The 17314-nt window shown below is 76.8% G+C and carries 19 protein-coding genes and 1 riboswitch; of the genes, 5 read left to right on the forward strand and 14 right to left on the reverse strand.

The window, feature by feature from the left end; genetic code table 11:
* Positions 1 to 10 precede the first annotated feature (10 nt).
* Positions 11 to 787: an imidazole glycerol phosphate synthase subunit HisF gene (gene hisF / locus KMZ30_RS15885; protein ID WP_030528314.1), complete on the reverse strand. Its 777-nt coding sequence runs from the start codon at positions 785 to 787 to the stop codon at positions 11 to 13.
* 30 nt (positions 788 to 817) lie between these two features.
* Between hisF and KMZ30_RS15890 the strand changes: the two genes are divergently transcribed.
* From KMZ30_RS15890 to KMZ30_RS15900, 3 genes are read left to right on the forward strand one after another with little or no spacing between them, the layout of a single operon-like run.
* A complete protein-coding gene (locus KMZ30_RS15890; RefSeq protein WP_226902897.1) occupies positions 818 to 1399 on the forward strand; it encodes a nucleoside/nucleotide kinase family protein in 582 nt (193 codons plus the stop codon).
* Entirely contained in the window at positions 1396 to 2475 is a 1080-nt protein-coding gene (locus KMZ30_RS15895; RefSeq protein WP_215513680.1) for an FUSC family protein, read from the forward strand. The genes KMZ30_RS15890 and KMZ30_RS15895 overlap by 4 nt, the downstream gene beginning before the upstream one ends.
* 32 nt (positions 2476 to 2507) lie before the next feature.
* Entirely contained in the window at positions 2508 to 3746 is a 1239-nt protein-coding gene (locus KMZ30_RS15900; RefSeq protein ID WP_308284333.1) for an MFS transporter, read from the forward strand.
* Here KMZ30_RS15900 and KMZ30_RS15905 read toward each other — a convergent pair whose 3' ends face one another.
* The 11 genes from KMZ30_RS15905 to KMZ30_RS15955 all read right to left on the reverse strand — a co-directional run bounded on the left by KMZ30_RS15905 (position 3747) and on the right by KMZ30_RS15955 (position 12678).
* Positions 3747 to 4187, reverse strand: a complete 441-nt coding sequence (locus tag KMZ30_RS15905) for a PH domain-containing protein (RefSeq protein ID WP_215513679.1) — start codon at positions 4185 to 4187, stop codon at positions 3747 to 3749.
* A 14-nt stretch (positions 4188 to 4201) separates the two neighbouring features.
* Positions 4202 to 5047, reverse strand: coding sequence for an ATP phosphoribosyltransferase (hisG, locus tag KMZ30_RS15910; RefSeq protein WP_215513678.1), 846 nt, complete (start codon positions 5045 to 5047; stop codon positions 4202 to 4204).
* A gap of 47 nt (positions 5048 to 5094) precedes the next feature.
* Positions 5095 to 5358 carry a phosphoribosyl-ATP diphosphatase gene (locus KMZ30_RS15915; RefSeq protein ID WP_030528308.1) on the reverse strand — a complete coding sequence of 88 codons (264 nt, stop codon included), beginning with the start codon at positions 5356 to 5358 and terminating at the stop codon, positions 5095 to 5097.
* Between the two features lie 43 nt (positions 5359 to 5401).
* Positions 5402 to 6169 (reverse strand): nicotinamide riboside transporter PnuC, encoded by a 768-nt coding sequence (gene pnuC / locus KMZ30_RS15920; RefSeq protein WP_215513677.1) that lies wholly within the window; start codon positions 6167 to 6169, stop codon positions 5402 to 5404.
* A complete protein-coding gene (gene ribH / locus KMZ30_RS15925; protein ID WP_215513676.1) occupies positions 6166 to 6672 on the reverse strand; it encodes a 6,7-dimethyl-8-ribityllumazine synthase in 507 nt (168 codons plus the stop codon). The genes pnuC and ribH overlap by 4 nt, the downstream gene beginning before the upstream one ends.
* Positions 6669 to 7928, reverse strand: coding sequence for a 3,4-dihydroxy-2-butanone-4-phosphate synthase (gene ribB, locus KMZ30_RS15930; protein ID WP_215513675.1), 1260 nt, complete (start codon positions 7926 to 7928; stop codon positions 6669 to 6671). Before ribB ends, ribH begins: the two co-directional genes overlap by 4 nt.
* Positions 7925 to 8539, reverse strand: coding sequence for a riboflavin synthase (locus KMZ30_RS15935; protein ID WP_215513674.1), 615 nt, complete (start codon positions 8537 to 8539; stop codon positions 7925 to 7927). Before KMZ30_RS15935 ends, ribB begins: the two co-directional genes overlap by 4 nt.
* A gap of 2 nt (positions 8540 to 8541) precedes the next feature.
* Positions 8542 to 9552 carry a bifunctional diaminohydroxyphosphoribosylaminopyrimidine deaminase/5-amino-6-(5-phosphoribosylamino)uracil reductase RibD gene (gene ribD, locus KMZ30_RS15940; RefSeq protein ID WP_372447522.1) on the reverse strand — a complete coding sequence of 337 codons (1011 nt, stop codon included), beginning with the start codon at positions 9550 to 9552 and terminating at the stop codon, positions 8542 to 8544.
* Positions 9553 to 9670: 118 nt separating this feature from the next.
* Positions 9671 to 9801: riboswitch (FMN riboswitch) on the reverse strand.
* 69 nt (positions 9802 to 9870) lie between these two features.
* Entirely contained in the window at positions 9871 to 10482 is a 612-nt protein-coding gene (locus KMZ30_RS15945; protein ID WP_215513673.1) for a pentapeptide repeat-containing protein, read from the reverse strand.
* Between the two features lie 2 nt (positions 10483 to 10484).
* Positions 10485 to 11141 carry a ribulose-phosphate 3-epimerase gene (rpe, locus tag KMZ30_RS15950; RefSeq protein ID WP_215520063.1) on the reverse strand — a complete coding sequence of 219 codons (657 nt, stop codon included), beginning with the start codon at positions 11139 to 11141 and terminating at the stop codon, positions 10485 to 10487.
* Between the two features lie 46 nt (positions 11142 to 11187).
* Positions 11188 to 12678: an RsmB/NOP family class I SAM-dependent RNA methyltransferase gene (locus tag KMZ30_RS15955; protein WP_215513671.1), complete on the reverse strand. Its 1491-nt coding sequence runs from the start codon at positions 12676 to 12678 to the stop codon at positions 11188 to 11190.
* A 71-nt stretch (positions 12679 to 12749) separates the two neighbouring features.
* Here KMZ30_RS15955 and KMZ30_RS15960 point away from each other — a divergent pair, with 71 nt between their 5' ends.
* The gene (locus KMZ30_RS15960; protein ID WP_215513670.1) at positions 12750 to 13556 is read left to right on the forward strand and encodes a DinB family protein; all 807 of its coding nucleotides are present in this window, start codon (positions 12750 to 12752) and stop codon (positions 13554 to 13556) included.
* Complete coding sequence (locus tag KMZ30_RS15965) at positions 13553 to 14239, forward strand: maleylpyruvate isomerase mycothiol-dependent enzyme family protein (RefSeq protein WP_215513669.1); 687 nt, start codon at positions 13553 to 13555, stop codon at positions 14237 to 14239. The genes KMZ30_RS15960 and KMZ30_RS15965 overlap by 4 nt, the downstream gene beginning before the upstream one ends.
* A gap of 15 nt (positions 14240 to 14254) precedes the next feature.
* Here the strand turns inward: KMZ30_RS15965 and fmt are convergent, their stop codons facing one another.
* Both fmt and KMZ30_RS15975 read right to left on the reverse strand, forming a co-directional pair.
* Entirely contained in the window at positions 14255 to 15190 is a 936-nt protein-coding gene (gene fmt, locus KMZ30_RS15970; protein WP_215513668.1) for a methionyl-tRNA formyltransferase, read from the reverse strand.
* 34 nt (positions 15191 to 15224) lie between these two features.
* Positions 15225 to 17276: a primosomal protein N' family DNA-binding protein gene (locus KMZ30_RS15975; RefSeq protein ID WP_215513667.1), complete on the reverse strand. Its 2052-nt coding sequence runs from the start codon at positions 17274 to 17276 to the stop codon at positions 15225 to 15227.
* Between the last annotated feature and the right edge of the window lie 38 nt (positions 17277 to 17314).

The raw sequence follows: 17314 nt of genomic DNA on the forward strand, positions 1-17314 counted from the left end.
GCCCGTGGCCTCAGCGCACGGGCAGCCCGTCGACGCGCAGGGCGTCCTTGACCTGACCGATCGTCAGGTCCCCGAAGTGGAAGACGCTCGCGGCGAGGACCGCATCCGCACCGGCCTCGACGGCGGGCGCGAAGTGCTCGACGGCGCCCGCTCCCCCGCTCGCGATGACCGGGACCGAGACGGCGGCCCGGACCAGCCGGATCAGCTCGAGGTCGAAGCCGTCCTTGGTGCCGTCCGCATCCATCGAGTTGAGGAGGATCTCGCCGGCGCCGAGCGACTCGGCCCGCGCGCACCACTCGACGGCGTCGAGGCCGGTGCCGGTGCGCCCGCCGTGCGTCGTCACCTCGAACCCGCCTGCGGGCGAGCCGTCCTCGGTCCGACGGCGGCGCACGTCCGCCGACAGGACGAGCACCTGCGCCCCGAACCGGTCGGCGGTCTCGGCGATGAGCTCCGGGCGCGCGATGGCGGCGGTGTTGACGCCGACCTTGTCGGCGCCGGCGCGCAGCAGGCGGTCGACGTCGTCGACCGTGCGAACGCCCCCGCCGACGGTCAGCGGGATGAAGACCTCCTCGGCCGTGCGCGCCACGACGTCGTACATCGTCGCGCGGTCCCCGCTGCTCGCCGTGACGTCGAGGAAGGTCAGCTCGTCCGCGCCCTGCTCGCCGTAGCGGCGGGCGAGCTCGACGGGGTCCCCCGCGTCGCGCAGGCCGCGGAAGTTGACGCCCTTGACGACGCGGCCCGCGTCGACGTCGAGGCACGGGATGACACGGACGGCGACGGACGACACGGCGTCAGCGTAGTGGCGGCGCTAGGGTCGGTGACCGTGTGGTTCCAGGTGACGGACCCGGCCGAGCCGGAGCACGTCGAGGCGGTCCTCGAGGCCCTCCACGACGCCCGCCCGCGCTGCGGCGCGACGGCCGTCGTCGCCGTCGACGGCCCGAGCGGCTCCGGCAAGACCACGCTCGCGAAGGGCGTCGTCGAGGCGCTGGCCGCCCCGGTGGTCCACATGGACGAGCTCTACCCCGGCTGGGACGGGCTCGCCGACGCCGTCCCCCTCCTCGTCGAGCAGGTCCTCGACCCGCTGTCGCGGGGCGAGGACGCGCGCTACCGGGTGTGGGACTGGGACCGCCACGGCTGGGGCGAGACACGGGACGTGCCCGCGGCCCCGGTCCTCGTCGTCGAGGGCTGCGGCGCGAGCGTCGGCCGCGCCGGCGACTACGCCGCCGTCCGCGTGTGGGTCGAGGCACCCAGGGACGAGCGGATGCGGCGGGGCATCGACCGCGACGGCGAGACCTTCCGCCCGCACTGGGAGCGCTGGGCCGCCCAGGAGGAGCGGGTCTTCGCCGACGACCGCACCCGCGAGCACGCCGACGTCCGGGTGTCGACGGAGGGCCGGTGACCCTCGCCGCGCGCGCGGCGCTCGGCCGCGGGCTGCACCGCCTCCACGACCGCGTCGTCTTCCTGCTCCAGATCGGCCTCGGCGTCGTCGTCGCGTGGTTCACCGCCCGGCTCGCCCTCGGCCACCCGCAGCCGTTCTTCGCCCCGGTCACCGCGATCCTCTGCCTCGGGCTCACCTACGGGCAGCGCCTGCGGCGCATCGTCGAGGTGACGGTCGGCGTCGCCATCGGCGTGCTCGTCGGCGACGTGACGATCCTCCTGCTCGGCAGCGGTGGGCTCCAGATGGCGTTCGTCGTCGTCGCCGCGATGGTCATCGCCATCGTCGTCTCGTCCGGGCAGCTCGTCGTCATCCAGGCGGGCGTCCAGTCGGTCTTCATCGTCGCCTTCGCCGCGACGACGAGCACCGGGGTCGGCCGCTGGCTCGACGCGCTCGTCGGCGGCCTCGTCGCGCTCGTCATCGGGGCGATGGTCCCGACGAGCCCGGTGGCGCGGCCCCGCGCGGAGGCCGCCCGGACGGTGCGGGCCGTCGCGCGCACCCTGGAGTCGGTGGCCGAGGCGCTGCGCACCGGCGACGTCGGCCTCGCCCGCGAGGCCCTGGACGAGGCCCGGGCGCTGGAGGACCGGCTGACCGACCTGCGGACCGCCGCCGCCGAGGGCGTGGCGGTCGTGCGCCAGTCGCCGCTCCTGCGCCGGCACCGGCCCCAGGCCGTCGCGGCCTCGGCCCTCGTCGTCCCCCTCGACCGGTGCGTGCGCAACCTGCGCGTGCTCGCCCGCCGCGCCGGGGTGGCCGTCCGCCGCGACGAGACGGTGCCGCCGCGGTACGTCGACCTCGTCGCCGAGCTCGCCCGGGCCGCCGACGACCTCGCCCGCGTCCTCGACGAGCACGCGCTGCCGTCCGCCGGCCGCGTCGTCCTCGCCCGGGTCGCCGGGCTCTCCGCGCGCGCCGAGCCGTCGGCCGGGCTGTCGGCCGAGATGGTCCGCGGGCAGGTCCGATCGATCGTCGTCGACCTCCTCGTCGTCGCCGGCCTCGACGACGACGAGGCGCTCCAGCTGGTCCCGGAGTCCCACCTGCCCTGAGACGCGTGTGAGGATGCCGCGGTGAGCGCCTCGTGACCACCTCCGCCCGCCCGACGACCGCGACGCCGCCCTGGCTCGTCGTCACCGCGCTCGTGCTCGTCGCGGCGAACCTGCGCACCCTCATGGCGAGCCTGCCCCCGCTCGCCGAGACCGTCCGCGACGACCTCGGCCTCTCCGGCGCGGCGATGGGCGTCCTCACGACGCTGCCGGTGCTCTGCATGGGCCTGCTCGCGCCGGTCGCCAACGTCCTGGCGCGCCGGGTCGGCCCCGGCGTCGCTGTCGGCCACGGCGTGGGGCTGGTGCTCGTCGGCCTCGTCGTGCGCGGCGTCGGCGGCGGGCAGACGTGGTCGCTCTACGCCGGCACGCTCGTCGCCGGCGCCGGCATCGCCGTGGCCGGCACGCTGCTGCCGGGCATCGTCAAGAGCGTCTTCCCCGCCCACCGGTCGGGCCTCGGCACCGGCCTGACGATGATGGCGATGATGGGCGCCGCCGCCGTCGCCTCGGCCGTCGCCGTGCCGCTGTCCGGCGCGCTCGGTGGCTGGGCGGGCTCCCTGCTCGCGTGGGCGCCGCTGGCCGCCCTGGCGGGCCTGGTGTGGGTGCCGCTGGCGCGTCGCTCCGCGCGACGGGCGGCCGCCGCGCCCGCCGACCCCGACGCCGAGGACGTCACGTACCGGCTCCCGTGGCGCAACGTGACCGCCTGGACGCTCGCGGCCTACCTGACCTTCCAGTCGTGGCAGTTCTACTCGTCGCTGGCCTGGCTCGCGCCGACCTACGAGTCCCACGGGTGGAGCGCTGGCGACGCCGGGCTGCTCATGTCCGTCTTCACCGGCGCGCAGCTGGTCAGCGGCCTCGTCGCGCCGACCCTGCTCGACCGGGTCCACGACCCGCGGTGGCTGCTCGCCGGGGCGACCCTCCTCGGAGGCATCGGCGAGACCGGGGTCTGGCTCGCCCCGGACGCGTTCGCCTGGGGCTGGGCCCTGCTCATCGGTGCGGGTCAGGGCGCCTGCTTCGCGCTCGGCCTCGGCCTGCTCGTCCGGTACTCGGTCACCCCCCGCGACAGCGCGCGGCTGACCGCGATGGCCTTCCTCGTCAGCTACTCGCTCGCCTCGCTCGGCCCCGCGACGATGGGCGCGGTGCGTGACGCCTCGGGTGGGTTCACGCTGCTCTGGGCGCTGCTCGCGCTCATGGCCCTCCCGCAGCTGCTGGCGCTCGGCCGGCTGCGGCCCACCGCGGCCCGGGTGGGGTCCGAGCGCGAGAGCGTCGCCGCCTGATCAGCCGCGGCGGCGCGCCCGGACGAGCTCGAGCAGGCGCGCGGCCTCGGCGCGGCCGCGCTCGCCGTCGACCCGCTGCACGGCCATGACCGCGACGACGTCGGTGTCGATGAGCTCGAGGCTCACCCACGGGTCGCCGTCGACGAAGCGCACGGCCTCGATCTCGTCCCAGCCGACGGTGCGGGTCAGCATGAGGTTGCGCACCGTCAGCCCGGCCTCGCCGGGGGTCGCGCGGATGGCGGCGTAGCGCGCGAGGAACGCGGCGACGGCGACGCCGAAGACGACGAGGGCCAGCTGGTCGCCGAGCCCCCACTGGCCCGCGACGCCCATCCCGACGGCGACCGCCGTGCAGATGAGGACGAAGACGCCGGCGACGACGAGCGGCACGACCCGCCCGCGCCGGGGCCGGAAGGGGGCGTCGGGGGCGGGGGCGTCGGTCACGGTCGGCACCCGGGTCAGAGCCGGCAGGCCGTGATGTCGGTGACGAGGATGGCGCGGGCGCCGAGGTCGTACAGCTCGTCCATCACGCCGTTCGTGCCGATCCGCGGCACCATCGCGCGGACGGCGCACCAGTCGCGGTTCTGCAGCGGCGACACGGTCGGGCTCTCGAGACCGGGGGTGACGGCGCAGGCGCGGTCGACGAGGGCGGCGGGGACGTCGTAGTCGAGCATCACGTAGTGGCGGGCCGTGACGACACCGAGCAGACGCCGGCGCAGGACCTCGATGCCGGCGGTCTCCTCGCTGCCCTCGCGCCGCACCAGCACGGCCTCGCTGCGCAGGATCGGCTCGCCGAAGACCTCGAGGCCCTGGCTGCGCAGCGTCGCGCCGGTCTCGACGACGTCGGCGATGACGTCGGCGACCCCGAGGGTGATCGCGGTCTCGACGGCGCCGTCGAGGCGCACGACCGAGGCCTCGACGCCCTGGTCGGCGAGGTGCTTCTCGACGAGGCCGGAGTAGCTCGTCGCGATGCGACGGCCGGCGAGCCCGGCGACGTCGGTCGCGGTGTTGGGGCGCGCGGCCCAGCGGAAGGTGGAGGCACCGAAGCCGAGCGGCATCACCTCGACCGCCGCGGAGGCGGAGTCGAGGAGCAGGTCGCGGCCGGTGATGCCGCAGTCGACGGTGCCGGAGCCGACGTAGACGGCGATGTCGCGCGGGCGGAGGTAGAACAGCTCGATCCCGTTGTCGACGTCGGTGACGACGAGCTCCTTGGTGTCGCGGCGGGTCCGGTACCCGGCCTCGCGGAGCATGGCGGCCGACGGGTCGGCGAGGGATCCCTTGTTGGGGACGGCGATACGCAGCATGGGGGTCTTCCTGGGGTGGGGCGTCGACAGGCGGCGGGGAGGCCGGCTCAGAGGTGCTTGTACACGTCGTCGAGGGAGAGGTCGGCGGCGAGCATGAGCACCTGGAGGTGGTACAGCAGCTGGCTGACCTCCTCGGCGGTGCGCTCGCGCCCCTCGTGCTCGGCGGCCATCCAGACCTCGGCCGCCTCCTCGACGATCTTCTTGCCGATGGCATGGACGCCGGCGTCCAGCTCCGCGACCGTGCCCGAGCCCTCGGGACGGGTCCGGGCCTTCTCGGCGAGCTCGGCGTACAGCGCGTCGAACGTCTTCACGGGCACCAGCGTACGGGGGCGCGGAGGGGTGTCCGACCGCCGGTCAGGCGACGGGCGCCACGACGTCGTCGCGGGACGCCGCCTCGCCGGCCGCGCGGGTGACCCGCACCCACTGCGAGAAGCCGTAGAGGACGAACATCCCGTAGAAGACGTACATGACGGAGGTCGGCACGTACCCGGTCGCGAAGCCGAGCGGCACCCCGACGAGGTCGACGCCGATCCAGGCCAGCCAGAACTCGTTCCAGCCGCGGGCCATCGCGTAGGTCGCGACGACGGAGCCGACGAAGATCCACGCGTCGCACCACGAGAACCACCAGGCCGGCGTGTAGTACGGGTTGGGGTTGGCGTCGAGGATGGCCTGGAAGACCTGGTGCACGAGCACCGTGCCCAGCAGCCAGCCGGCGACGACGACGGCCCGCTCGCGGGCGGTCATCCAGCGCGGGTCGACCGCCGGGGCCGCTCCCCCGCCGCGCCGGCGGCGCAGGGCGGCCCACGTCACCCAGCCGTAGACGCTGACGACGATGAAGAACACCTGGCGCCCGACCTGCCCGAGCAGGGGGATCCGCTGGTCGGCCCCGACCAGCGCGCCGAGGTAGACGAAGAAGAGGATGACGTTGGCGACGATGCCGACCGGCCACGCCCAGACGGCGCGCCGCATCCCGAACCACGCCGAGACGATGCCGATGAGCACCCCGAGGACCTCGAGGTAGTGCAGCTGGTAGCTCCCGATCGGGATGCTCGCGTCGAGCAGCTGCTGGAAGAGGTTCGGGCCCGGCTGGGCCGCGGCGGCGAGGAGGGGCACGGTCGTCATCCGTCCTGTCGGTCGGCGGTGGGCAGCGGCGCACGGGCGCCGAGGTCGCGGAGGGTGACCGCGGCCGCGACGGCCGCGACGGCCGCCTCGTGCCCCTTGTCCTCGCGCGAGCCGGGCAGCCCGGCGCGGTCGAGGGCCTGGGCGTCGTCGTCGCAGGTCAGGACCCCGAACCCGACGGGCACGCCGGTGCGCACGGCGACGTCGGTGAGGCCGGCCGTCGCGCTCTGGCAGACGTAGTCGAAGTGCGGCGTGCCGCCGCGGACGACGACCCCGAGCGCGACGAGGGCGTCGTGCGCGGGGGCGAGGCGCGCGCACGCCACGCTCAGCTCGACGGTGCCGGGGACGCGGACGACGAGGGGGTCCTCGACGCCGCACTCGGCCAGCCCGCGGCGGGCGCCGTCGAGGAGGCCGTCCATCACCGCGTCGTGCCACGACGCGGCGACGACCGCGACCCGCAGGCCGCGCCCGTCCGCCGCGACGCTCGGGGACCCTGCTCCGCTCATGCCGTGCTCCTCGGGTTCTCTCGGGGGTCGTGGGCGTCGACGACGAGGTCGTGGCCCATCCGGTCGCGCTTGGTGCGCAGGTACTCGCTGTTGGTCGGCAGCGGCGTCGTGCGCAGCCGCTCGACGGCCGGGACCTCGATGCCGTGGGTGCGCAGGCCCTCGACCTTGGCCGGGTTGTTCGTGAGCAGCCGGACCGCGTCGACGCCGAGGTCGGTGAGGACGCCGGCGGCCGGCGTGTAGTCGCGGGCGTCGACGGGCAGGCCGAGCTCGAGCTGGGCGTCGACGGTGTCGAGCCCGCGGTCCTGCAGCTCGTAGGCGCGCAGCTTGGCGGCGAGCCCGACGCCGCGGCCCTCGTGGCCGCGCAGGTAGACGACGAGGCCGCCCTCGGCGCCGACGCGCTCCAGCGCACGGTCCAGCTGCGGGCCGCAGTCGCAGCGCTGCGAGCCGAGGACGTCGCCGGTCAGGCACTCGGAGTGCACGCGGGTGAGCACCGGGCCGGTGCCGAGCCCCCGCGGGCTGACGAGCGCCAGGTGCTCCTCCCCCGTCACGTCGTCGCGGTAGGCCAGCGCCCGGAAGCGGCCGTGCGGCGTCGGGACGACGGTGTCGGCGACCCGGACGACGCGGTCGTGGCGCTGGCGCCACGCGACGAGGTCGGCGATGGCGAGCACCGGCAGGTCGTGGCGCGCGCCGAGCGCGAGCACGCCGTCGAGGCGGGTCATCGTGCCGTCGTCCTCGACGAGCTCGCCGATGACCCCGACCGGCTCCAGCCCCGCGAGCCGGCAGAGGTCGACGGTCGCCTCGGTGTGCCCGGGCCGGACGAGCACGCCGCCGGCGCGGGCGCGCAGCGGCACGACGTGCCCGGGCCGGCGCAGGTCGGTCGGCGTCGAGGCCGGGTCGGCGAGGACGCGCGCCGTCCGGGTGCGGTCGGCGGCCGAGATGCCGGTCGTCACGCCGACCGCGGCGTCGACGGTCACCGTGTAGGCGGTCCCGAGCGGGTCGGCGTTGTCGCGGACCATCAACGGCAGGCCGAGCCGGTCGGCCGTCTCCTCGGGCATCGGCGCGCAGAGGTAGCCCGAGCTGTGGCGCACCGCCCACGCGGTCCACGACGGGTCGAGGGTCTCGGCGGCGAGGACGACGTCGCCCTCGTTCTCGCGGTCGGCGTCGTCGACGACGAGCACCGGCCGGCCGGCGCGCAGGGCGTCGAGGGCCTCCTCGACCGAGGCGAGGGTCGGGGCGGGACCGGGGCCGGCGCTCACCGGGCCACCTCCGTCGGGGCGAACCGGGTGGCCAGCAGGCGCTCGACGTACTTGGCGAGGACGTCGACCTCGAGGTTGACGGGGTCGCCGACCCCCTTGTGCCCCAGCGTGGTCAGGTCGAGCGTCGTCGGGATGAGCGAGACCGAGAACGACCCGTCCGTCACGTCGACGACGGTGAGGGACACCCCGTCGACGGTGATCGACCCCTTCTCGACGAGGTAGGGCGCGAGGTCGTCCGGCAGCCCGAACCGCACGACCTCCCAGCGCTCCCCCGGCTCGCGGGCGGTGATCGTCGTCGTGCCGTCGACGTGGCCCTGGACGACGTGGCCGCCGAACCGGGACGAGGCGGCCATCGCCCGTTCGAGGTTGACCCGGTCGCCCGGTGCGAGCGCGCCGAGGCTCGAGCGGTGGAGGGTCTCGGCCATGACGTCGACGGTGAACTCGCCGTCACCGTGCTCGACGACGGTGAGGCACACCCCGTTGACGGCGATCGAGGCGCCGTGCGTCGCGTCCGAGGTGACGAGCGGGCCCCGCAGGGTGAGCCGGGCGGAGTCGGTGCCCCGGTCCAGGGCGACGACGGTGCCGAGCTCCTCGACGATTCCGGTGAACACGGTCAGCTCCTCAGCGGTCGGGCGGTGATGCGGACGTCGCCACCGAGGACGGTGACGTCGGTGGTCTCGAGGCGCAGGGCGTCCCCGATCGAGCTGCCCCCGAGGTCGCCGACGACGGGGTGGCCGCCGCCGAGCAGGGCCGGGGCGAGGTAGGCGACGACCTCGTCGACGAGGCCGGCCCGCAGGAAGGCGGCGGCGAGGGTCGGCCCGCCCTCGACCAGGACGTGGTGGACGCCGCGCGCGTGCACGGCCGCCAGGGCGGCGGCGGGGTCGTGCGTCGGGACGTGCAGGGTCTCGGCGGCGCCGTCGGCGAGCCGGGCGCCGTCGGGCAGGTCGCGCTTGCCGACGACGACGCGCAGGGGCTGGCGGCCGACCGGGCGGCCGTCGGCGTCCCGGACGGTGAGGGCGGGGTCGTCGGCCAGCGCGGTACCGGTGCCGACGAGGACCGCACCGCACCGGGCGCGCAGGGCGTGGACGTCGGCCCGTGCGTCCTCCCCGGTGACCCAGCGGCTCGAGCCGTCGGCCGCGGCCGAGCGCCCGTCGAGGGTGGCGGCGGCCTTCCACGTGACGAAGGGCCGACCGGCGCGCCGGGCGTGCAGCCAGGTGCGGTTGACCGCTTCGGCGTCCTCGGCGAGGACGCCGGCCTGCACCGCGACCCCGGCGGCCGCCAGCCGCTCGGCGCCGCCGGCGGCCTCGGCGGACGGGTCGGGCACCGCGTGGACGACCCGCGCCACCCCGGCGTCCAGGAGGGCGCGCGAGCACGGGCCGGTGCGCCCGGTGTGGTCGCACGGCTCGAGCGTGACGTAGGCGGTGCCGCCGTGGGCGGCGGCCCCGGCCTGGGCGAGCGCGTCGACCTCGGCGTGCGGCGTGCCGGCGCCGCGGTGGTGGCCGACGCCGACGACCTCGCCGTCGCGGTCGGTGACGACGCAGCCGACGCGGGGGTTGGGGTCGGCCTCGGGACCGCGCACGGCGGCATCGAGCGCCCGGCGCATCAGCGCGATGTCTCGCTCCACGGTGTCCGTCCTCGTGCCTCGAACCGGTCTCGGTCGGGCTCCGGGTGGACGGGTCGACGGCTCGCGCACACCTCGGTGCGCGGTCACGGCGACCGCCGACGGGACACTGCTCCCGTCGACACGTGCTGCCTCCCATCCGGACTCTCACCGTCGGTCGCGGAGTTTCACCGCGTCAACCGGCCGCTGGCTGCGGTCGGGTCGTGGACTGTCACCACCGGTTCGGAATTGCACCGACCCCGGAGCACGTATGCGGCCATTATGCGCCCTCACCCGCGCGACCGCCACGAGGTCCCGTGTGACGTCCCGCGCACGGTCGGGTCAGCCCTCGACGACCAGCCCCAGCGCGCGGAGGATGCCACCGGCCGCGACCGCGTCGACGCGCAGCCCGCGCACCCGGTTCTCCATCGGGTCGACGACGTAGCCGGAGGCCCCGACGAGGTCGGCGTCGCGCAGGTCGGTGCCGGCGAAGGTCGCGCCGGCCAGGTCGGACCCGGTGAGGGTCGCGCGGCGCAGGTCCGCACCGGCGAGGTCGACCTCCCGCATCGAGCAGTCCACGAACCGCGACCCCGCGGCGGCGGCGTCGCGGAACGAGCCCAGGTCGAGCCGGCACCGCTCGAGGTCCCACGGCCGCGTCGAGAGCGGGGCGGGCGCCGCCCGGCCCCAGACGACGCCGAGGGCCTTGCACTCGACGAACCGGCAGTCGGTGAAGCGCGAGCCGTCGAGGACGACCATCGAGAGGTCACACCCGGTGAACGTGCAGTCGGTGAACGTGCAGTCGCGCAGGACGGCTCGCTCGAGCACCGCCCCGCTGAGGCGGCAGCCCTCGAGCTCGGCGCCGGCCAGCACCTCGCCGGGAGCGAGCCCCTCGGTCAGGTCGAGGTCGGCGGCGAAGCCGTCCTCCTGCGCGAGGCGCTCGGCGAGGGGGGGCACGCTCAGTGCCGGTGCTTCTCGGCCAGGGCGCGCAGCTCGGCGACGGCGTCGGCCGCCGACTCCTTGCCGTAGACGGCCGACCCGGCGACGAACACGTCGGCGCCGGCCTCGGCGCACTGCTCGATCGTGCCCGCGGACACGCCGCCGTCGACCTGCACCCAGATCTCCCCACCACGCCGGCGCACCGCCTCGCGGACCTGGCGGACCTTCGGCATCTGGTCGGCCATGAAGGACTGGCCGCCGAAGCCGGGCTCCACGGTCATGACGAGCACCATGTCGACCTCGGCGAGCAGGTCCTCGTAGGGGGCGAAGTCGGTGCCCGGCTTGACGGCGAACGCGGCCCGCGCGCCGGCGGCGCGGATGGCTCGGGCCGTGGCGATTGGGTCGGTGGCGGCCTCGACGTGGAAGGTCACCGACTGCGCCCCCGCCTCGGCGTACCCCGGCGCCCAGCGGTCCGGGTTTTCGATCATCAGGTGGCAGTCGAGCGGGACCGGCGAGACCTTGAGCAGCGCCTCGACGACCGGCGGGCCGAGCGTCAGGTTGGGGACGAAGTGGTTGTCCATGACGTCGACGTGCGCCCAGTCGGCCGTGGCGATCGCCTCGAGCTCGGACTGGAGGTTGGCGAAGTCGGCCGAGAGGATCGAGGGCGAGATCTGCACGCCCGCCACCCTAGCGAGGTGCCCCGGTGGCCCGGACCCGGCCGGGTCAGGCATCCGCCCGCTTGCGCAGGAAGGCGAGGAACATCGCGTCGGTGCCGTGCACGTGCGGCCACAGCTGCACGTACGGACCGTCACCCAGCTCGGCCAGCTGCTCGCCCGCGGCGTCGCGCACGAACGGGCGGGCGTCGATGACCTCGACGTCGTCGCGCTTCTTGACGACGTCACCGACGACGAACCGCGTCTCGGCCACGTGCGGGCTGCACGTCGCGTAGGCGACGACCCCGCCGGGCGCGACGGCGTCGAGCGCGGACGCGAGGAGCGAGCGCTGGAGGGGTCCGAGCGAGGCCAGGTCGGCGGGGGTCCGCCGCCAGCGCGCCTCGGCCCGGCGGCGCAGCGCACCGAGCCCGGTGCACGGCGCGTCGACGAGCACTTTTGCGTAGGAGGCGGGTTCGTCCTCGCCGATCTCGCGGCCGTCGGCGGTGCGGACCTCGACGGAGCGTCCGGCGTCCTCGGCACGCCGGGTGAGGGCGGCGAGGCTCGAGCGCACGAGGTCGGCCCGGTGCTCGCTGACCTCGACGGCCGTGAGGTCCGCGCCACGCTGCAGCGCCAGGGCCCCGAGCACGCCGGCCTTGCCACCGGGGCCGGCGCACAGGTCGAGCCAGCGGGCCGGGGCGTCGTCGGGCACGTCGACCGCGGCCAGCGCGAGCGCGAGGTGCTGCGACCCCTCGTCCTGCACCGCGGCCCGACCGTCGCGCACCGCGGCGATGCGGCCGGGGTCGCCGCCGTGGAGCACCGCGCCGACGGGCGAGCCGGGGCTGGCCTCGGCGTCGGCGTCCTCGAGCAGCTCCTCGACGGTCGCGAGCCCGGGGCGCGCGACGAGGTGGACGACCGGCGGGACGTTGTCGGCCGCGAGGAGGGCGTCGAGCTCGGCGTCGACCGTCTCGGGCGTCGCGCGACCGTGCCCGAGGAGCGCGGCGCGCAGGGCCTTGACGACCCACTCGGGGTGCGAGTGGCGCACCGCGAGCGCGGCGCTCCCGCCGTCGCGCGGGGCGACCTCCTCGACCCACTCCTCGAGCGAGCGCTCCCCCACCCGGCGCAGCACCGCGTTGACGAGGCCGCCCGCCCCCTGGCTCGCGACGGTGCGGGCGAGCCCGACGGTCTGGTCGGCCGCGGCGTGGGGCGCGACGCGCATCCCGAGCATCTGGTGCACGCCGAGGCGCAGGACGTCGAGGACCGCCGGGTCGAGCCGCTCCACCGGGCGACCGGCGGCGACCTCGATCACCTTGTCGTAGAGGCCCTGCCAGCGCAGCGTCCCGAACGCCAGCTCGGTCGTGAAGGCGGCGTCGCGCCCCTCGAGCCGGCGACGGCGCAGGATCTGCGGCAGCTCGAGGTTGGCGTACGCGCCCTCGGCGACCGCCCGGAGGAGCGTGTAGGCGGCGAAGCGGGTGGGTTCGGCGGCGCGGGTGCGCTGCGCGGGGGCGGTCCGGGAGCGCTGCCGCGGGCCGCGGCCGTGGGGGCGGGTGGGTCGGTCGGGCACCGCAGCAGGCTACCGGCGGCCGGTCGGGGCAGCGGACGCCGCTCGTCCGCATCCACCCCTAGCGTGGGCCCATGGACACCGTGGACCACGAGGGCCTCGACCTCTCCGGGACGAGCGCGCGGCGCGTCGACCTGAGCGGCGCCACCGCCGAGCAGGTCCGCCTGCGAGGGGCGCGACTGCGCTCCGCCGACCTCTCCGGGATGCTCCTGCGCGACATCCTGCTCGCCGACGTGCGGGTCCGGGGCGCGTACGTCGAGGGTCTCGAGGTGAGCGGCGAGATCGGCCGGCTCGTCGTCAACGGCGTCGACGTCGCCCCGCTCGTCGTCGCCGAGCTCGACCGGACCGCACCGGGGCACGCGGACATCCGGCCGACCGACGCCGACGGCTTCCGGCACGCGTGGGACGTCCTCGAGGACCTGTGGGCCGGGACGGTGGAGCGGGCCCGCCGTCTCGACCCCGCCCTCCTGCACGAGCGCGTCGACGGCGAGTGGTCGTTCGTCGACACGCTGCGTCACCTCGCCTTCGCGACGGAGTGCTGGCTGCTGCGCGCGGTCCAGGGCGACCCCGCGCCCTGGGACCCGCTCTCCCTGCCGTGGGAGGAGGCCCCCGACACCGACGCGTTCACCGCCGACCGGGACGCCCGGCCCGACCTCGACGTGGCGCTCGCCCTGCGCGGTGACCGCGCCGACCGGGTCCGGGCGCACCTGGCGACGCTCACCGACGACGACCTCGCCCGCGACACCGTGCCGGTCGACGCGCCGGGCTGGCCCGAGCCGGAGGCCTTCCCGGTGCGCGAGTGCCTGCTGACCATCCTCACCGAGGAGTGGTGGCACCGGCGCTACGCCGAGCGCGACCTCGCGGCACTGGAGGCCCGATGACCACCGGGACCACCGACGCGGCCGTCGCGGCCTGGCGCGAGGCGCACGAGCGCGTCTGCGCCCTCGTGCTCGCGGTCGGTGACGAGCGGATGGAGGTCCGAGTACCCGCCACGCCCGCCTGGAGCGCCCGCGACCTGCTCTCGCACATGGTCGGCCTCGGCGCCGACGTGCTCGACGGCAACGAGCCGGACGACCACGGCGAGGAGTGGACGGCCGCCCAGGTGGAGGCGCGCCGGGGCCGCGACGTCGGCACACTCGTCGACGAGTGGCGTTCCCTCGCACCGGACCTCGTGCAGTGGATGACGGCCCACGGCACGCGGCCCCTCGGCGACGTCATCATCCACGAGCACGACCTGCGCGGTGCGCTCGGCGAGCCGGGCGGCCGCTCGGGCGCCGGCGTCGAGATCGTCCTCGACCGGATGCTCGGCCGCGTCGCGCAGGCCGGCGACGGACTGCCCCCGCTCGGGCTGGACGACGGCGCCCGCGTCCGCGTCACCTCCGGACGACCGGAGGACGCTGCGGTCCTCCTGCGCGCCGACACCGTCGACCTGCTGCGGGCCGTCACCGCGCGCCGGACGGCCGACGAGGTGCGCGCCCTCGTCGTCCGGGGTGACGTCACCCCCTGGCTGCCCGCCCTCGCCGGGCTCGGGCCGCTGCCGGAGCAGCCCCTGCCCGGGGGCTGAGCACGCCCGGGCCCGTCAGCCCAGCCGCTCCCCCTGCGCGATCCGCACCCCGCGGGCCCAGTCGGCGGCGGCCATCGCGCGCTTGCCCTGGGGACGCACCTCGCCGAGCACGACCGGGCCCGAGGCGGTGCCCACGAGCAGCGCGCGCTTCGTGGCGTGCAGCTCGCCCGCCGCGAGCGCCGGCACGTCCGGAGGCAGGTCGGCGGTGGCGAAGGGGCCGATCCCGAGCCGCTCGCCCCGGAACGTGCTCCACGCGCCGGGGTTGGGCGTGGCGCCGCGCACCTGGCGGTCGACGAGGTGGGCGGGCAGCGACCAGCGCACCTCGCACTCGGCCACCGTCAGCTTGGGGGCGTGGCTGACGCCGTCCTCGGGTTGCGGCACGCCGCGCAGCGAGCCGTCCTCGAGGCCGTCCATCGTCGCGACGAGCAGCCCGGCGCCGATGCCGGCCAGCCGCTCGAGCAGCGTCCCCGCGGTGTCGGTGGGGCGCACCGGCTCCGTCACCGTGCCGAGCACCGGCCCGGTGTCGAGACCCTCCTCGATGACGAACGTGCTGGCCCCGGTCACCTCGTCCCCGGCCATGACGGCGCGCTGCACCGGGGCGGCGCCACGCCACGCGGGCAGCAGCGAGAAGTGGAGGTTGACCCAGCCGTGCCGCGGCACGTCGAGCGCCGGCCGGGGCAGGAGCGCGCCGTAGGCCACGACCGGGCAGCAGTCGGGGGCGATCTCGCGCAGCCGGTCGAGGAAGTCGGGGTCGCCGGGACGGCCCGGGGTGAGCACCTCGAGGCCGTGCTCGAGCGCGACCTCCTTGACCGGCGACGGGTGCAGCGTCCGGCCCCGGCCCGCGCGCGCGTCCGGGCGGGTGACGACGGCGGCCACCTCGTGGCGCGAGGCGAGCAGCGCCCGCAGCGACGGGACGGCGGTGTCGGGGGTTCCGGCGAGGACGAGGCGCACCCGGCGAGTCTAGGAGGGCGGATGGCGCCGCCGGTCAGCCGGCGGGGTCGCGCGGGTCGACCCGCACGGTGACCGGGTCGGGGTCCTTGCGGGCCGACGCCCTCGCCCGCAGGGCGGCGAGCCCGCTCGTCAGCTCCGGCCCGGCGCCGGTCGGCACCGTGACGAGGGCGCGCCAGCGCTGCTCGCCGTGCGGCAGCGGCCCGAGCACCGTGCCACCCTCCGGCAGCGTGAGCTCCTCGAGCGCCCCCGCGAGGGCGGCCCGGGTGCCCGTCAGCGCCGCGACGCGCGCCGTCGGGGGCAGCGAGAGCTCGCGCCGCTCGGCCAGCTCGCGCTCGGCGAACCACGCGGGGTCCCAGCGCACGAGGGCCTCGACCGCGGGGACGGTGACGTGCAGCGGTGCGCCCGCCAGCACGACACGTCCGCCGGCGGCCGCCGGCCGCACGAGCGCGGCGGCGGAGCACCACCGGCGCAGCGCCTCCTCCCCCGCGTCGAGCGTGGGCCGGTCGAGCAGGGCCCACGCGTCGAGGAGGAGGGCGGCGGCGTACCCACCCTCGGCCACCGGTTCCGCGCCGGGCGTCGCGACGACGAGGCGCGGGGTGCCCTCGACCGCGTCGAGCACCGTGCCCGCGCCCGAGCGCTCCACCGGGACGCCGGGGAAGGCGCGCCCGAGCTCCTCGGCGGTCCGGCGGGCACCGACGACCGACGAGCGCAGCCGCGTGCCGGAGCAGCTGGGGCACGAGAAGGCGGTCTCGACGCGGCCGCACCAGCGGCACGCGGGCGGCCCCTGCGGACCGGTGAGCCCGAGCGGGCCGGAGCACACCCGGCAGCGCGCGGGTCGCCGGCAGTCCTGGCACGAGAGCGACGGCAGGTACCCGCGCCGCGGCACCTGGACGAGGACCGGACCCGCCGCCAGCGCCTCCTTCGCGGCGCGCCAGGCCACGCTCGGCAGGTGGGCCGCCGCGACCGCGGGGTCGCGCTCGACGTCGGCGCCCTCCCCCGCGACCCGGACCGCCGGCACGGCGTCGCGCACCGCCCGCCGCGGCGCCTCGACGACCGTGAGCCGCCCGGACGCCACGAGGTCCGCGACCGCCGCGGAGCGTACGTGGCTCGCGGCGAGCACGGCCGCACCCTCGCGCGCCGCCCGGGCGAGCAGCACCTCACGGACGTGCGGGTACGGGGCGCGCGGCTCGTCGAGCAGGTCGTCGCCGTCGTCCCACCAGACGACCAGCCCGAGGTCCGCGACCGGGGCGAAGGCCGCCGCGCGGGTGCCGACGACCACCGGCACGTGGCCGCGCAGCGCCTTGAGGAAGGCGGTGTAGCGGGCCTGCGGGCCCTGGTCGGCGGTGAGCCGGGTGTGCCGACCCGGACCGAGCGCCGCGACGAGCGCGGCCTCCGTGCGCACGACGTCGCGGTGGTCCGGCACGACGACGACCGCCCCGCGCCCGCCCTCGACCGTGGCCCGCACCGCCTCGGCGATCAGGGCCGGCCAGGCCCGCGACGGGTCGGTCGCCGGCAGGGCGAGGACCGCGGCGCCGGGGTCGCCCCCGGCGCGCAGCCGCGCGAGGAAGGCCTCGCCCGCCGGGTACGGCGACCACGCCGCGGCGGACGCCTCCGGGAGGGCGGGGTGCTCGGGCGGCTCCGTCGCGAGGGCCTGCTCGGCCCGGGCGTGCCGCGGGGGCACCGCGAGGCGCAGGACGTCGCCGAGGGTGCCCGCGTACCGCCGGGCCACGGCGCGCGCCGCGTCGAGGACGGCCGGGGTGAGGACCGGCTCGGGCGAGACGAGCCGCCGCAGCGGGCTGAGCCGCCCGGTGTGCTCGGCCTCGTCGCGACGCTCGAGGACCCAGCCGTCGAGGTCCTGCCCGGCGAAGCGCACCTTGACCCGGGCCCCGGGGACCGCGCCCTGCGCCATCGACGCGGGGACGACGTACTCGAACGGCCGGTCGAGGTGGGCCAGGCCGGTGTCGACCTGGACGAGCGCGACCGGGCGCTCCTGCGCCGGCGGGTCCTCGCCGCGCAGGCGCGGGCGGGCGGGCCGGGCACCGGCGAGGAGGGCCAGCTGCTCCCCCGCCTCCTCCGTCCCGCTCACGGCCCCGAACCTAGCGGAGCCCGTCGACCCCCTCGGGG

This window comes from Phycicoccus mangrovi, from assembly GCF_018729305.1.
In the GTDB taxonomy this organism is placed as follows: domain Bacteria; phylum Actinomycetota; class Actinomycetes; order Actinomycetales; family Dermatophilaceae; genus Phycicoccus; species Phycicoccus jejuensis.

What these genes read in the sequence shown, in the direction of transcription:
- hisG (WP_215513678.1), bottom strand. Translation starts at nt 5,047, where the DNA reads ATGCTGCGTATCGCCGTCCCCAACAAGGGATCCCTCGCCGACCCGTCG.
- pnuC (WP_215513677.1), bottom strand. Translation starts at nt 6,169, where the DNA reads ATGACGACCGTGCCCCTCCTCGCCGCCGCGGCCCAGCCGGGCCCGAAC.
- ribH (WP_215513676.1), bottom strand. Translation starts at nt 6,672, where the DNA reads ATGAGCGGAGCAGGGTCCCCGAGCGTCGCGGCGGACGGGCGCGGCCTG.
- KMZ30_RS15960 (WP_215513670.1), top strand. Translation starts at nt 12,750, where the DNA reads ATGGACACCGTGGACCACGAGGGCCTCGACCTCTCCGGGACGAGCGCG.
- KMZ30_RS15965 (WP_215513669.1), top strand. Translation starts at nt 13,553, where the DNA reads ATGACCACCGGGACCACCGACGCGGCCGTCGCGGCCTGGCGCGAGGCG.